Source organism: Polaromonas sp. P1_G1, from assembly GCF_056405595.1.
Genome location: NZ_JBFUBU010000035.1, coordinates 44,269 through 57,720, shown reverse-complemented (window position 1 = coordinate 57,720; position 13,452 = coordinate 44,269). Strand labels below are relative to the sequence as shown.

The 13,452-nt window shown below is 64.0% G+C and carries 12 protein-coding genes and 1 pseudogene; 5 read left to right on the top strand and 8 right to left on the bottom strand.

From position 1 onward, the window contains the following. Positions 1–145: 145 nt before the first annotated feature. From AC1D1Y_RS17910 to katG, 3 genes are all read right to left on the bottom strand, one after another. Entirely contained in the window at positions 146–643 is a 498-nt protein-coding gene (locus AC1D1Y_RS17910) for an N-acetyltransferase family protein (RefSeq protein WP_477683510.1), read from the bottom strand. Further along, on the bottom strand, positions 640–969 hold the full coding sequence (locus AC1D1Y_RS17905) for a carboxymuconolactone decarboxylase family protein (protein WP_436155385.1): 330 nt from the start codon (positions 967–969) through the stop codon (positions 640–642). Before AC1D1Y_RS17905 ends, AC1D1Y_RS17910 begins: the two co-directional genes overlap by 4 nt. A gap of 158 nt (positions 970–1,127) precedes the next feature. After that, a complete protein-coding gene (gene katG, locus AC1D1Y_RS17900) occupies positions 1,128–3,338 on the bottom strand; it encodes a catalase/peroxidase HPI (protein WP_477683509.1) in 2,211 nt (736 codons plus the stop codon). Between the two features lie 247 nt (positions 3,339–3,585). Here katG and AC1D1Y_RS17895 point away from each other — a divergent pair, with 247 nt between their 5' ends. After that, positions 3,586–4,209 (top strand): peroxidase-related enzyme, encoded by a 624-nt coding sequence (locus tag AC1D1Y_RS17895; protein WP_477683508.1) that lies wholly within the window; start codon positions 3,586–3,588, stop codon positions 4,207–4,209. Positions 4,210–4,216: 7 nt separating this feature from the next. Then, the gene (locus AC1D1Y_RS17890) at positions 4,217–5,128 is read left to right on the top strand and encodes a metal-dependent hydrolase (protein WP_477683507.1); all 912 of its coding nucleotides are present in this window, start codon (positions 4,217–4,219) and stop codon (positions 5,126–5,128) included. A 141-nt stretch (positions 5,129–5,269) separates the two neighbouring features. Here the strand turns inward: AC1D1Y_RS17890 and AC1D1Y_RS17885 are convergent, their stop codons facing one another. The 4 genes and pseudogenes from AC1D1Y_RS17885 to AC1D1Y_RS17870 form a co-directional block, all read right to left on the bottom strand. Next, complete coding sequence (locus AC1D1Y_RS17885) at positions 5,270–5,689, bottom strand: acyl-CoA thioesterase (RefSeq protein ID WP_477683506.1); 420 nt, start codon at positions 5,687–5,689, stop codon at positions 5,270–5,272. 14 nt (positions 5,690–5,703) lie between these two features. After that, complete coding sequence (locus tag AC1D1Y_RS17880; protein ID WP_477683505.1) at positions 5,704–6,606, bottom strand: DMT family transporter; 903 nt, start codon at positions 6,604–6,606, stop codon at positions 5,704–5,706. 10 nt (positions 6,607–6,616) lie between these two features. Continuing rightward, positions 6,617–7,267, bottom strand: coding sequence for a LysE family translocator (locus AC1D1Y_RS17875; protein ID WP_477683504.1), 651 nt, complete (start codon positions 7,265–7,267; stop codon positions 6,617–6,619). Between the two features lie 43 nt (positions 7,268–7,310). Further along, positions 7,311–8,101, bottom strand: a pseudogene (locus AC1D1Y_RS17870) (SDR family oxidoreductase). Positions 8,102–8,226: 125 nt separating this feature from the next. On the opposite strand from AC1D1Y_RS17870, the gene AC1D1Y_RS17865 reads away from it, so the two are divergent. Further along, a complete protein-coding gene (locus AC1D1Y_RS17865) occupies positions 8,227–9,912 on the top strand; it encodes an electron transfer flavoprotein-ubiquinone oxidoreductase (RefSeq protein WP_477683503.1) in 1,686 nt (561 codons plus the stop codon). Between the two features lie 70 nt (positions 9,913–9,982). On the opposite strand, the gene AC1D1Y_RS17860 is transcribed toward AC1D1Y_RS17865, so the two are convergent. Further along, positions 9,983–10,594 carry a TetR/AcrR family transcriptional regulator gene (locus tag AC1D1Y_RS17860; protein ID WP_477683502.1) on the bottom strand — a complete coding sequence of 204 codons (612 nt, stop codon included), beginning with the start codon at positions 10,592–10,594 and terminating at the stop codon, positions 9,983–9,985. A 106-nt stretch (positions 10,595–10,700) separates the two neighbouring features. Here AC1D1Y_RS17860 and AC1D1Y_RS17855 point away from each other — a divergent pair, with 106 nt between their 5' ends. Both AC1D1Y_RS17855 and galE read left to right on the top strand, forming a co-directional pair. Beyond that, positions 10,701–11,732 (top strand): saccharopine dehydrogenase family protein, encoded by a 1,032-nt coding sequence (locus tag AC1D1Y_RS17855; RefSeq protein WP_477683501.1) that lies wholly within the window; start codon positions 10,701–10,703, stop codon positions 11,730–11,732. Between the two features lie 474 nt (positions 11,733–12,206). After that, positions 12,207–13,322: a UDP-glucose 4-epimerase GalE gene (galE, locus tag AC1D1Y_RS17850; protein ID WP_477683500.1), complete on the top strand. Its 1,116-nt coding sequence runs from the start codon at positions 12,207–12,209 to the stop codon at positions 13,320–13,322. Positions 13,323–13,452 lie beyond the last annotated feature (130 nt).

Here is a 13,452-nt window from a genome sequence, read left to right as displayed (position 1 = left end):
GCGAAGCGGAGGGACGCAGCAACCAGGGTCGCCTTTTCTTTTGCTTACTTTTCTTTTGGCGAAGCAAAAGAAAAGTGAGTAGCCGCCGGGCTACCCCCGGCCAGCAAGATCAAGAGAAGGGCACTCCGCCGGAGCAAGAACAATCTCAACCCAAAGTCTTGAACATCACAAAAGCATCCACCAACCCCAACCTCAAATGCCGAAAAGCCCGAGGCAAAGTCGCCACCACCTCAAACCCCAGCCTTTGCCATAAACGGACAGCCCGTTCGTTGGTCGACACCACAAGATTGAACTGCATCGCCAGAAACCCCATGGCCAGCGCCTCGCGCTGCGAGTGTTCGCACATCGCCGACGCGAGGCCCTGCCCCTGGGCTTCGGGCGCGACCACATAACCGCAGTTGCAGACATGCGAACCCAGGCCGGGCTGGTTGGCTTTGATGAAATAGGTGCCTAGCACGGGCCCTTCGCCGTCGCGCACCACATAGGTCGCCCGGGGCGCCTCCATCCATACGGCATGTATCTCGGCTTCGGTGCTGTCCGGCGAAAAAGCGTAGGTGTCGCCGGCCTCGAAGGTGGCGCGCAGCAGCGGCCAGACGGCCGGCCAGTCGGCTTCTTCGCAGCGGCGAATCTGTGTCGGGCTCATGGCTTGGGGGCGTCCACCACTTCGGCGGCCGTGCGGAAGGCTTCGACCGCGGCAGGCAGGCCGCAGTAGATGCTGGCGTGCAGCAGCACCTCCTGGAGTTGCTCCGGCGTCACGCCGTTGTTCAGGGCGCCGCGCACATGGCCCTTGAGTTCATGCTGCTTGCCCAGGGCTGTCAGCATGGCCACGGTGATCAGGCTGCGCGTCTTCAGGTCCAGCCCCGGCCGCTGCCACACGTCGCCCCAGGCATTGCGCGTGATGTAGTGCTGGATGGGCAGGGAAAAGTCGGTCGCCTTGCCAAAGGCATTGGCCACGAAGTCTTCACCCATCACCTGCTTGCGGGTGGCCAGGCCCTTGTCGAAGTCGCTGGAAGATGTCGAGGTCACGTGAGCTCCTTGGAGAATATTCTCAAAGCCCAAGCGTAGTGGAAAACAAAAAAGCCCGCCCAGGCTTTCACCGGGGCGGGCAATGATCAACTTCGTCCGGATCAAACCAGGTCGAAACGGTCCAGGTTCATGACCTTGGTCCAGGCGGCCACAAAGTCGCGTACGAACACCTGCTGCGAATCGCTGGACCCATAGACTTCCGCGATGGCGCGCAACTGGGAGTTCGAGCCGAAGACGAGGTCGGTCACCGTCGCCGTCCACTTGGGTTTGCCCGTGGTCCGGTCGCGCCCCTCGAGCACGCCTTCGGATTCGGCGGACTTTTGCCACTTCGTGCGCATGTCGAGCAGGTTCACGAAGAAGTCGTTGCTCAATGTCCCGGGCCGTTTGGTCAACACACCATGTTGGGCCTGCCCGGCATTGGCATTCAAGGCGCGCATGCCGCCGACCAGCACCGTCATCTCGGGGGCGGTCAGCGTCATCAGGTTGGCGCGGTCAACCAGCTGCTCGGCGGCACGCTGTTCCTGCCCCTTGCGGCTGTAGTTGCGAAAGCCGTCCGCGGTCGGCTCCAGCACGGCGAACGACGCCGCATCGGTTTGCTCCTGCGAAGCATCGGTGCGCCCCGGCGAGAAAGGCACTTTCACGTCGTGGCCGGCCTTCTTGGCGGCCGCCTCGACGGCCGCGCAGCCGCCGAGAACGATCAGGTCGGCCAGCGACACCTTCTTGCCGCCGGACTGCGCGCCATTAAAACCGGCCTGGATGGACTCCAGCACTTTCAGCACTTTCGCCAGCTCCGCCGGCTGGTTGGCTTCCCAGTCCTTTTGCGGAGCGAGGCGGATGCGCGCTCCGTTCGCACCGCCGCGCTTGTCGCTGCCGCGGAAAGTGGCGGCGGACGCCCAGGCCGTCGTGACGAGCTGGGAGACGGACAGTCCGGAGGCGAGGACCATGGCCTTGAGGGCCGCGATGTCCTGCTCATTGACCAGCGGGTGGTCGACTGCGGGAACCGGGTCCTGCCAGATCAATTCTTCCTTCGGCACCAGTGGGCCCAGGTAGCGCGCGGCCGGGCCCATGTCGCGGTGCGTCAGCTTGTACCAGGCGCGGGCGAAGGCATCCGCGAACTCCTGCGGGTTGGCCATGAAACGCCGCGAGATCTTCTCGTAGGCCGGGTCCATGCGCATGGCCATGTCGGCCGTGGTCATCATCGGGGCATGGCGCAGCGCGGGATCATGGGCATCCGGCACGGTGGTCGCGGCGGCCGGGTCCTTGGGTTTCCACTGGTGCGCGCCGGCGGGGCTTTTCGTCAACTCCCACTCATAGCCGAACAGGTTCTCGAAATAGCCGTTGTCCCACTTGGTGGGGTTCTTGGTCCAGGCCCCTTCGATACCGCTGGTGATGGTGTGGACACCGTGGCCGGCGCCGAACTTGTTGATCCAGCCAAAGCCCTGGTCCTCGATGCTGCCGCCCTCGGGCTCGGGGCCGACATGCTCGCCGGGATTGGCAGCGCCATGGGATTTGCCGAAGGTGTGCCCGCCGGCGGTCAGCGCGACGGTCTCCTCGTCGTTCATGGCCATACGAGCGAAGGTCTCGCGGATGTCGCGTGCCGAGCCCAGCGGGTCCGGCTTGCCGTTCGGGCCTTCGGGGTTCACGTAAATCAGGCCCATCTGAACCGCGCCCAGGGGATTTTCGAGTTCGCGGTCGCCGCTGTAGCGCTTGTCGCCCATCCACTCGGATTCAGGTCCCCAGTAGATTTCTTCCGGCTCCCAGACGTCGGGGCGCCCGCCGGCAAAACCGAAGGTCTTCAATCCCATCGATTCCATGGCCACGGTGCCGGCCAGCACCATCAGGTCGGCCCAGGAGATTTTCCGGCCGTACTTCTGCTTGATCGGCCACAACAGGCGCCGCGCCTTGTCGAGGTTTCCGTTGTCGGGCCAGCTGTTCAGCGGCGCGAAGCGCTGCGTGCCGGAACCGGCGCCGCCACGGCCGTCGGCGATGCGGTAAGTGCCGGCGCTGTGCCAGGCCATGCGGATGAAAAACGGGCCGTAATGGCCGTAGTCCGCAGGCCACCAGTCCTGCGAGTCCGTCATCAGCGCATGGAGATCCTTGACGACGGCATGCAGGTCCAGGGTCTTGAACTCCTCGGCGTAGTTGAACGCCAGGCCCATGGGGTCGGACAGCGGGGAGTTCTGGTGAAGGATCTTGAGGTTGAGCTGCTCGGGCCACCAGGCGGCATTGGTTGCGGCGCCAGCCAGTGCGTGTTTGCGGGCGCCGCCCGAGAATGGGCAGGAGGCTTCGCTTTGCGTGTTGTGATCGGCCATGATGGGTTACCTTCTATGAGTAAGTGGCGCCGGATAAGGGCTTTGAGGGCTTGGGCTTGCCAGGCGGTTGGCCTGTGAAGCACAGTCTAGGTTTCGCAGCAAAATAATCAAAGGTAATTAAAAGTATTTATCTCATAGTTTTTATTAATTGCATGCCTGCTGCCGGCTTCCACGCCGCCGAACGTGCCCTCTTGCTTTACGCTTGAAGCCGGGCCACTTATAAATAAAGCCCTTGAAGGAGACCCTGATGACCAGCCCCAAAACCTCCGGTGCGGCACCCCGCTATCCCGCTCCCGAACTGAAAGACCTGCCGCAAGACATCCAGGCCAAGATCCTGGAAGTACAGGAAAAAGCCGGCTTTGTGCCCAATGTCTTCCTGGCGCTGGCGCGCCGTCCCGCCGAATGGCGCGCTTTTTTTGCGTACCACGATGCGCTGATGCTCAAGGAAGAAGGCTCCAACCCCAGCGGCACGCTGACCAAGGGCGAGCGCGAGATGATCGTCACCACCACCAGCGCGGCCAACAACTGCCTGTACTGCGTGGTGGCGCATGGGGCCATCCTGCGGATTTATGAAAAGAAGCCGCTGGTGGCGGACCAGGTGGCCGTCAACTACCGCAAGGCCGACATCACGCCGCGCCAGCGCGCCATGCTGGACTTCGCCATGAAGGTCTGCCTGCAGGCCGACCGGATTGAAGACACCGATTTCGAGGCGCTGTACGGCCACGGCTTTGACGACGAGGATGCCTGGGACATCGCGGCGATCACGGCTTTCTTCGGCCTCTCGAACCGCATGGCGAGCTTCAGCGACATGCAGCCCAACCCCGAGTTCTACCTGATGGGCCGCGTACCCAAACCGCCCAAGCCAGCCTGAGGATTTCATGACTTCGACCGCCATCGCTTCTCCCGTCGCCCCGGCCGCGCCCAACCCCGCAGCGGCCAGCCCCTCCGGCCTGACCGTGCGCAAGCTCGAGGTCGACCTGGGCCAGGGCTTTGACCGCCACTGGTATGGCGGCGACGCCTTCCTGAGCCAGTACCACAATGCCTTGTCGATGAGCTTTCCGGTCGGCGAGCAATCCTTTATCGACTCCGTGCGCGACTGCGCGAAGCTGCTGCCGCAGACGCCCGAGCATGCCCTGCTGCATGAAGCCGCGGCGCAGTTCATAGGCCAGGAGGCCACGCACCGCCACATCCACGCGCTCTACAACGCGCACCTGGAAACGCAGGGCCTGGTCAACCGCTGGCAGCACTGGGCCACGGCGCGCATCGACTATGCGAAGAAAAGAGGCATCGCGCCGCGCCACTTCCTGGCGGTGACCGCTGCCTATGAGCACCTCACGGCGGTGCTGGCCGACTACCTGCTGCGCCACAACGACACGCTGGACAGCGCCGACCCGAGAATGCAAACCCTCTGGCGCTGGCACGCGGCCGAGGAAACCGAGCACCGTGCCGTCGCCTATGACCTTTACCAGGCCGTGCAGGGCAACTACGCCTGGCGCATACGCTGGTACATCTACGCGGTGCTGCTGTTCACCTTCGACTCAGGGCGGCAGACGGTGCTCAACCTGTGGCACGACGGCACGCTGTTCAAGCCCGGAACCTGGTGGAGCGCGGCCAAATTCTTCTGGGGCCGCAAGGGTGCGATGTGGTACACCACGGGCCCACTGCTGGCCTACTTCAGGCGCAACTTCCATCCGGACCAGGAAGCGTCTGCGGAGCCCGGGCTACAGACACGGACCCTGGCCCAGCGCTGGTTGAAAGAACACGCGGAGAGCTTTCGCGTGGTGCGCTGACTGTTTTCCCCCTCTCCCCCTGGGAGAGGGTTGGGGTGAGGGCCAGCGGCGACCAATACCCCAGCGCTCCATGCACAAGCCGCAGCCCTCACCCCCGCCCTCTCCCAGAGGGAGAGGGAGTAAGAAGTTTTTTTGGCGGTTCTACTCGACGATCTTGCGCATCCAATCAGGGAGCGGTCTGGATTTCTGCGCCGGAAAATCCACCCAGATGGTGGTGGCGCCGCCCGCGGCGCAGATCACGCCCGGCGCATCGGTGCGCTCCATCGTCGCCCAGCTTTCAAAGGTGCTGCGGCCCGGATCGCTGACATACATCTTCATCAGCACGTCGCCCGGGTATTCGAGCTGCTTGTAGAAGTTGCAAAAGGCATTGACGATGACCGGACCTTCGCCGCGCGGATCGGGCCTGCAGCCTATCGCATACATCCAGTCTATGCGTATGGTTTCCAGGTAACGGAAGTAGCTGCCGTTGTTGAGGTGGCCCATGGCGTCCATGTCGCCCCAGCGGATCGGGACGACCATCTCATGCACCAGTTTTTTCTTCTCGGGGATTTCAATCTTCATGATGGCCATCGCACCTAGCGGTGCGCCCGTATGGAGGCAAGAATGCCCAGCGTGAACAGCACGCAGGCGGTGAGCTGCACCAGCGTCGGCCAGCGGCCGTCCCAGGCAAAGGAATACAGCAGTGCAAAAATCGTTTCGCTGACGATGAGCTGCCCGCACAGGCTGGCGCTGAGCCGCTGGCTGGCCATGTTCCACAAAATGGTGGCCAGCCAGGTCGAGCCCACGCCCGCGACCACGCACAGCAGCACAAACATCCATCGGTCTTCACGCCCGGCCAGCACGCCGGCGTCCGAGCCCGCCACGCCCCACATCAGCAGCGCACCCAGGCCGGTGGCCACGCCCAACCAGTTGGCCCAGTCGGTGGCGTTGACTTCGGGGTGGCGCTTGAGCCAGGCGGAGTTGAGAATCGCGAAAGCCGTCCAGCAGACCAGCGAGGCCGTCACGAACAGCATGCCGCGCCAGAAATGCGTCGCCGTTCCCTGGCCGGCTTCGTGTGTGGACCCCATCATGAGCGCCAGCCCGGCCAGCGTGAGCGCCAGCCCCGGCAGCAGCGCGGCCCAGCGCAGGCCCTGCGGCTTGCCCAGCAGCATGACCCAGATCGGGATGGTGCCGATGACGAGCGAAGGCACTTCAGTGCCCGCGTCGCGTATCGCCAGCACCAGCAGCAGGTAATAGCCGCTGAAGCCGAGGATGCTCATGACCAGCGCGGCCCATGCCTGCCGCAGCGTGGGCAGGCGGCGGCTGCGCATGCCCGCCAGCATCACCAGCACGGCCAGCACGCCGTAGACTGCAAAGCGCCCGGCTGTCAGGTCGATCGAAGAATAGCCGCCCGAGCCCATTTCGAGCATGCGCGGCGCCACAAACACCAGGCCCCACAGCGCACCCGCCGCGAGCCCGGCCAGAATGCCGGTCAGCATCTATCAGACATCAGGCGGTGTGCGCGGTGGCCACCAGGCGCAGCCCGAGCAAGCCCATGGCGCCGGCGGCCGTGCGGTCCACCACGGCCTTGCTGCGCAGGTAGGCGGCGCGCGGCACCGACGAAGACAGCACCACCGCCACCACGGCATACCAGCCTGTTTCCATCACGAGCACACCGGCCAGCACCAGCAAGGCAGCCGGCAGGGGAAACTGCGCGGGCAGCAGCGCCGCGAACACGCTGCTGTAGACCACCACAATCTTGGGATTGCTCAGTTGCGTCACCAGCCCCTGGCGAAACGATTGCAGCACCGTGCGGCGCGAGGCGCCCTTTTCGTCGCCGCCCATCTCGAGCGGCTGGTGCGCGCCGCGCCAGATCTGGACGGCGATCCACATCAGGTACAGGCCGCCGACAACCTTGAGCGCCATGTAGACGCCAGGCAAAGCCGCCAGCAGCGCCTGCAACCCGGCCAGTGCCAGCATGGCAAACACCAGCGCGCCCAATCCCATGCCCAGCGCGGCGGCCAGCCCGTCGGCGCGCGAACGCGACACCGCGATCCGCGCGACCTGCACAAAGCTGGGGCCGGGGCTGACCACGCCCGCGAGCAAGGCCAGGAAGATCAGGCCTATCGGGCCGAAGTAAGGCACTACGGAATCCATCATGTTGTTCTCTCTCTCCGTGAATTGATTGATGTTGTGAATCGGTTCAGACGCCAAAGCCGTCATCTGCGGCGATTACTGCACCATTCACGAAATGGCTCTCACCACTGGCCAGCATCACCAGCAACGCATCCAGGTCCTGTGGCTTGCCGATGCGCTTGCGCGGCAGCATCTGCACCAGCTTCTTGCCCTGCTCGGTCTCCCAGTGGTGGTGGTTGATCTCGGTGTCAATATAGCCGGGGCAGATCGCATTGACGTTGATGCCGAACTTGCCCCACTCCAGCGCCATGGCTTTGGTCATCTGCACCACGGCGGCCTTGCTCATGCAGTACACGCCGATCTGCGGCAGCACGCGCAGCCCGGCCATGGAGGCGATGTTGATGATGCGCCCGCCGGCATAGTTGCCGGGCCCGGCGCCGCGCGAACGGGCCAGCATGCGCTTGCCGACTTCCTGAGCCACGAAGAAGGCGCCCTTCACATTGGTGTTGAAGACGAAGTCGTAGTCTTCCTCATCCACGTCCTGGATGCGCTGCGTGTTGCTCACGCCCGAATTGTTGACCAGGATGTCGATGGGGCCGACTTCGGTTTCGGCATGGGCCACGCCGGCTTTGATGCTGGCGTGGTCGGTCACGTCGAGCTCGACCACGTGCGCGTCGCCGCCGGCCGCCTCGATCTGCGCGCGCAGGTGGGCTGGGCCTTGAGTTTGTCCAGCCTGCGGCTGGCCAGCACCACCGCCGCGCCGGCGCGGCTCAGTGTTTTGGCGAACTGGGCGCCCAGGCCGCCCGAGGCGCCGGTCACGAGGGCGACACGCCCCGACAGATCAATGCTGTAAGCCATTAGAGGCTCCTCTCTCAATTTAAACCGCACAAAAGAGAACGACCGTTCGCATCGCGGCATTCGCGACATAAAATCCAACGCGAGACCGACAATCCTTCCTGAAAATCATTATCAGCGAGTCCCCGATGAATACCCAAGAAATTCTGGCCCAGTTCGGCCCCCGTGAGGCGATGGAATACGACGTGGTCGTGGTGGGCGGCGGCCCCGGCGGCCTCGCCACCGCGATCCGGCTCAAACAACTCGCGGCCGAAAAAGGCAAGGACATCTCCGTCGTGGTACTCGAAAAGGGATCGGAGCCCGGCGCCCACATCCTCTCGGGCGCGGTGATGGACCCAAAAGCACTGACCGAACTGCTGCCCGACTGGAAAGCCCAGGGCGCACCCTTGAACCAGCCCGTCACCGCTGACGAGGTGCTCTTTCTCAGCGAAAAAAGCGCGATCAAGACACCGGCCTTTTTTGTGCCGGACTGCTTTCACAACGAAGGCAACTACGTCATCAGCCTGGGCAATGTGGTGCGCTGGCTGGCGCAGCAGGCCGAGGCGCTGGGCGTTGAAATCTTCCCAGGCTTCGCGGCGGCCGAAGTGCTCTACAACGACGACGGCTCGGTCAAGGGCGTGGCCACCGGCAACCTCGGCATCGGCAAGGACGGCCAGCCCACCGACAACTTCCAGCTCGGCATGGAACTGCACGGCAAATACACCGTGTTCGCCGAAGGCGCGCGCGGCCACCTGGGCCGCCAGCTGATCAGCCGCTTCAAGCTCGACGCAGGCCGCGACCCGCAAGGCTACGCGCTCGGCGTCAAAGAGCTGTGGGAAATCGACCCGGCCAAACACAAGCCGGGCCTGGTCATCCACACCGCCGGCTGGCCCATGGACAGCCAGACCTACGGCGGCGGCTTCATGTACCACCTCGAGGACAACAAGGTCACGCTGGGCATGGTCACCGGCCTGGACTACAGCAACCCCTACCTGAGCCCGTTCGAAGAAATGCAGCGCTGGAAGACCCACCCCAGCATCAAACAATATCTTGAAGGCGGCAAGCGCATCAGCTACGGCGCGCGCGCCATCACCGCGGGCGGCGCACTGAGCCTGCCCAAGACCGTGTTCCCGGGCGGCGCACTGATCGGCTGCGAAGCCGGCTACCTCAATGCGGCGCGCATCAAAGGCAGCCACGCGGCCATCAAGTCCGGCATGCTGGCCGCCGAAGCCGCCTATGACGCCGTCACCACCGGCCGCCAGCACGACGAGCTGGCCGCCTACCCCGAGGCCTACGCCAAAAGCTGGCTCGCGGCGGAATTGAACCAGTCGCGCAATTTCAAGTCCTGGTTCAAGAAGGGCCTTTACGTCGGCGCCTTCATGACCGGCATCGAGCATTGGCTGCTGCCCAAGCTGGGCTTCAAGTCGCCGCCCTGGACCATCCACAACAGCATTCCCGACTACGCCAAACTCAAGCCGGCGGCCGAGTGCACGCCAATCGTGTATCCCAAGCCCGACAACAAGATCACCTTTGACCGCCTGAGCTCGGTCTTTGTGTCGAACACCAACCACGAAGAACACCAGCCCGCGCACCTGACGCTCAAGGACGCGAGCGTGCCGGTCAGCATCAACCTGGCCAAATACGCCGGCCCGGAAAGCCGCTACTGCCCGGCCGGCGTCTACGAGTTCGTGAAGAACCCCGACAACTCCGACCGCCTGCAGATCAACGCGCAGAACTGCGTGCACTGCAAGACCTGCGACATCAAGGACCCGACGCAGAACATCGTCTGGGTTACGCCTGAAGGCGGCGGCGGGCCCAACTACGCGGGCATGTAAGCCAACTGAAGTGCTTCTATTGAAAAAGCCCTTCTCGACCTGAGAAGGGCTTTTTCTTTTGTCCCGAAGGTCAACGGCGCGGCGCGGCGGCCATCAGGGCCTGTCCCGCCGTCACGAGCGAGTTCGCCGGCCCCTTCTTGCCGAGCAGCGGGCCGTTCATATAAGCGCCGTCGATCAGCAGCACAAGCTGGCCGGCCAGATCGTCAGGCTTGCGCACCCCCATCTTCTTTGCCATCACGGCCAGGCGGCGCAGCAGTTCCGTCTTGTTACGCATGGAAACCGCGCGGGCAGGATGGCTTGGTTCCGGGAACTCGGTCGCCACATTGAGAAAGGGGCAGCCGCGGTACCTGGGCGCGGCGATGTGCTCGGCGATCCAGCGCAGGTGCGCCTGCAGTTCCGCCTCGGCATCGTCGGGCTCCCGCGCCGCGACACTTTCCCAGTCCTCCCAATATTCGGCATCCTCGCGCTCAAGGAATGCCACCACCAGATCGTCCTTGGTCGCGAAGTGCCGGTACAAGCTGGTCTTGGCGACGCCGGAACGCTCGACCACCAGGTCGACGCCGACAGCCCTGACACCCTCGCGGTAGAACAGCGTCGCCGCCGTCTCCAGCACGCGGTCGCGCACGCTCAGCGGGCCGCGTTCATCCACCACCGGAGTGGCCGTCTCGGTACTTTTTTTCATCGAATTTCTCCACACAATTGACACGCTACAGATCTGTACTGTACATTACCCAAAACGCTACAGATCTGTATCGTTTTGGCAAATAACTCAACAAGGGGAATTCGTGATGACATCAAACAAGACAGTGGCCGTCTACGGCGCCTATGGGCATACCGGGAAATTCGTGGTCAAGGAGTTGCGCCGCAGAGGCTGGACGCCCATCCTCTCGGGGCGCGATGCCGGCAAGCTGCAAGCGTTCGGCACGGAATACTCCGATCTGGAACTGCGGCCCGCGTCGGTCGACGACCCCACCTCGCTAGACCGTGCGTTGGCCGGCGCCGCGGCAGTCATCAACTGCGCCGGCCCCTTTGCCAGCACCGCCGCACCGCTGATTGAAGCCGCCATGCGCGCGCGGATTCCCTACCTGGATGTCGCGGCCGAAATAGAAGCCAATATCGACACCTTCAATCTCTTCGCGGATCGCGCACGCGAAGCCGGCATCGTTGTGGTGCACGCGATGGCCTTCTACGGTGGCCTCGGTGACTTGCTGGCAACCGCAGCCATGGGCGACTGGACTTCAGCGGACGAAATTTCCATCGCCTACGGGCTTGACAGCTGGCGGCCAACGCCGGGGACCCTGATCGCCGGCCAAGTATCAAAGCAGCGCCGGGACGGCCGCCGGGTCGTTTTCGCCAACGGAAAAATCGGCTACACCACGGAAGCAGCACCGGCCGCTGAATGGACCTTTGCCGAGCCGCTTGGAAAACAACCGGTCATCGCGGAATTCACCATGGCGGACACGGTGACGATCTCGCGCCACCTCAAGGTGCCCGAGATCCGTTCCTACATGACGGCCACGGCTGTCAAGGACCTGACCGACCCGAACCCACAAGCGCCCGTGGCCGATGACGACAGCGGGCTGTCGACGCAAACCTTTGTGGTGGAAGTGCTCGCGCGCCGCGGCGGCGAGGAACGCCGCGCCATCGCCCACGGACGGGACATCTATGGCTTCACCGCGCCCCTGGTTGTCGAAGCCATGGCACGCGTCATCGGCGGCCAGGTCAAAACCACCGGTGTCCTGACCGCCGGTGAAGCATTCGACGCTCCGGACTTCCTGGCATCGCTGAGCCCCACGCATCTTTCTCTCGAGATGCGATAGCGATAGGTCTGACAGGCCTTCTTCCGGCTCTCTGCCAAACCAGAAGAACCCGGAAGAATCCGGAAGAACCCGCGCGATTTTCCAAAGGCCGCATCCCGCATGCGGCCTTTGCCTTTCAGTCGCGTGCACGCCACAGATACGCGGCACAAGCCTGGAAACCTTTGTGACTTTCTGTCGGCGCGGCAAAACGCGCCCTGCAGCGAGCGCACGGCAAACGCCCCCGTCCGCACGCGGTTTGCGCGCGCCATTCACAAGTGCTTACCGAACGATTCGACACGCTTTAAGGCCTGTGTCCGGGCATCCGACGCAGGCTTGCGGCTTACGCTGACACGCCTTCCCTCATCGCCACAAAGACACTGGAGCTATCCCAGGTACGGGATGTGGCCGCGCCAATTCACCGGCGGCCAGGCCGTATGTGTCAGCGTTTTTTGGCGCATCTACCCGCTGCCCGTCAGCTTCATATCTATTGATCCAATGACAAAAAACATTCCCAGCGTGCTGCTGACCGGCGGCGCAGGTTATATCGGAAGCCACACTTTTGTGGCCCTGGTGGAGGCCGGCTTGCAGCCGGTCATCCTCGATGATTTTTCGAACAGCCACCCGGCCGTGCTGGAGCGGCTGGCGCAATTGACGGGCCGCAGCGTTCCCTGCGAACAAGGCAACGTGCTGGATACCGCCTTTGTGGCCGAGGTGCTGCGGCGCCACCGCTGTGTCGCCGCCGTGCACTTCGCCGGCTTCAAGGCCGTCGGCGAAAGCGTGCAGCAGCCCCTGATGTACTACCGCAACAACGTGAGCGGCCTGCTCAGCCTGCTGGAGGCCATGGCCACCACCGCCGCTTGCCGCTCCGTGGTGTTTTCCTCGAGCGCCACGGTCTACGGAGACCCGGCCAGCGTGCCGATTGATGAAGGTTTCCCCTGCGCGCCCGAGAGCCCCTATGCCGAGAGCAAGCTCATGTGCGAAAACATCCTGGCTTCGCTGCGCGTGTCGGATCCGTCATGGCGCACCGGCGTGCTGCGCTACTTCAACCCGGTGGGCGCGCACCCCAGCGGCCTGATCGGCGAAGACCCGAACGGCATCCCCAACAACCTGATGCCTTTCGTGACCCAGGTGGCCGTGGGCAAGCGGGCTCGCCTGCAGGTCTTCGGCAGCGACTACCCGACGCCCGACGGCACCGGCGTGCGCGACTACCTGCACGTGTCCGACCTGGCCGCCGGCCATGTGGCCGCCGTGCAGGCGCTGCTGGCCAAGGGCGAGAGCTTCACGGTGAACCTGGGAACCGGTGAAGGCACCAGCGTGCTGGGCGTGGTGCGCGCCTTCGAGCGCGCCAGCGGCCAGCCCATCCCGTTTGAATTCGCTCCGCGGCGCGCGGGCGACGTGGCGCAGTATTTTGCCGACGTATCGTTGGCCCGCAGCCTGCTGGGCTGGCGCGCCATGCGCAACATCGACGACATGTGCCGCGATTCCTGGCACTGGCAGCAACGCAACCCCGACGGCTACCGGACCTTGCCCTCCGGCAGCCCCGCCATGCATGCCCCGGCGCCTGTGCGCAATAGCCCGAACGGACCCATCCGCCCAGCGGTCAGCGTGTGATTCGCCACGGCGCAAAACAGGTGCCCCATGCGCACAAAACACATCTGCTTTCACCAGCACAAAACAGGCCATGAGCCGTTCGGACTATTGCCGATTGCTGCACTGCACAAGACACTCATCTCCTGCTTTG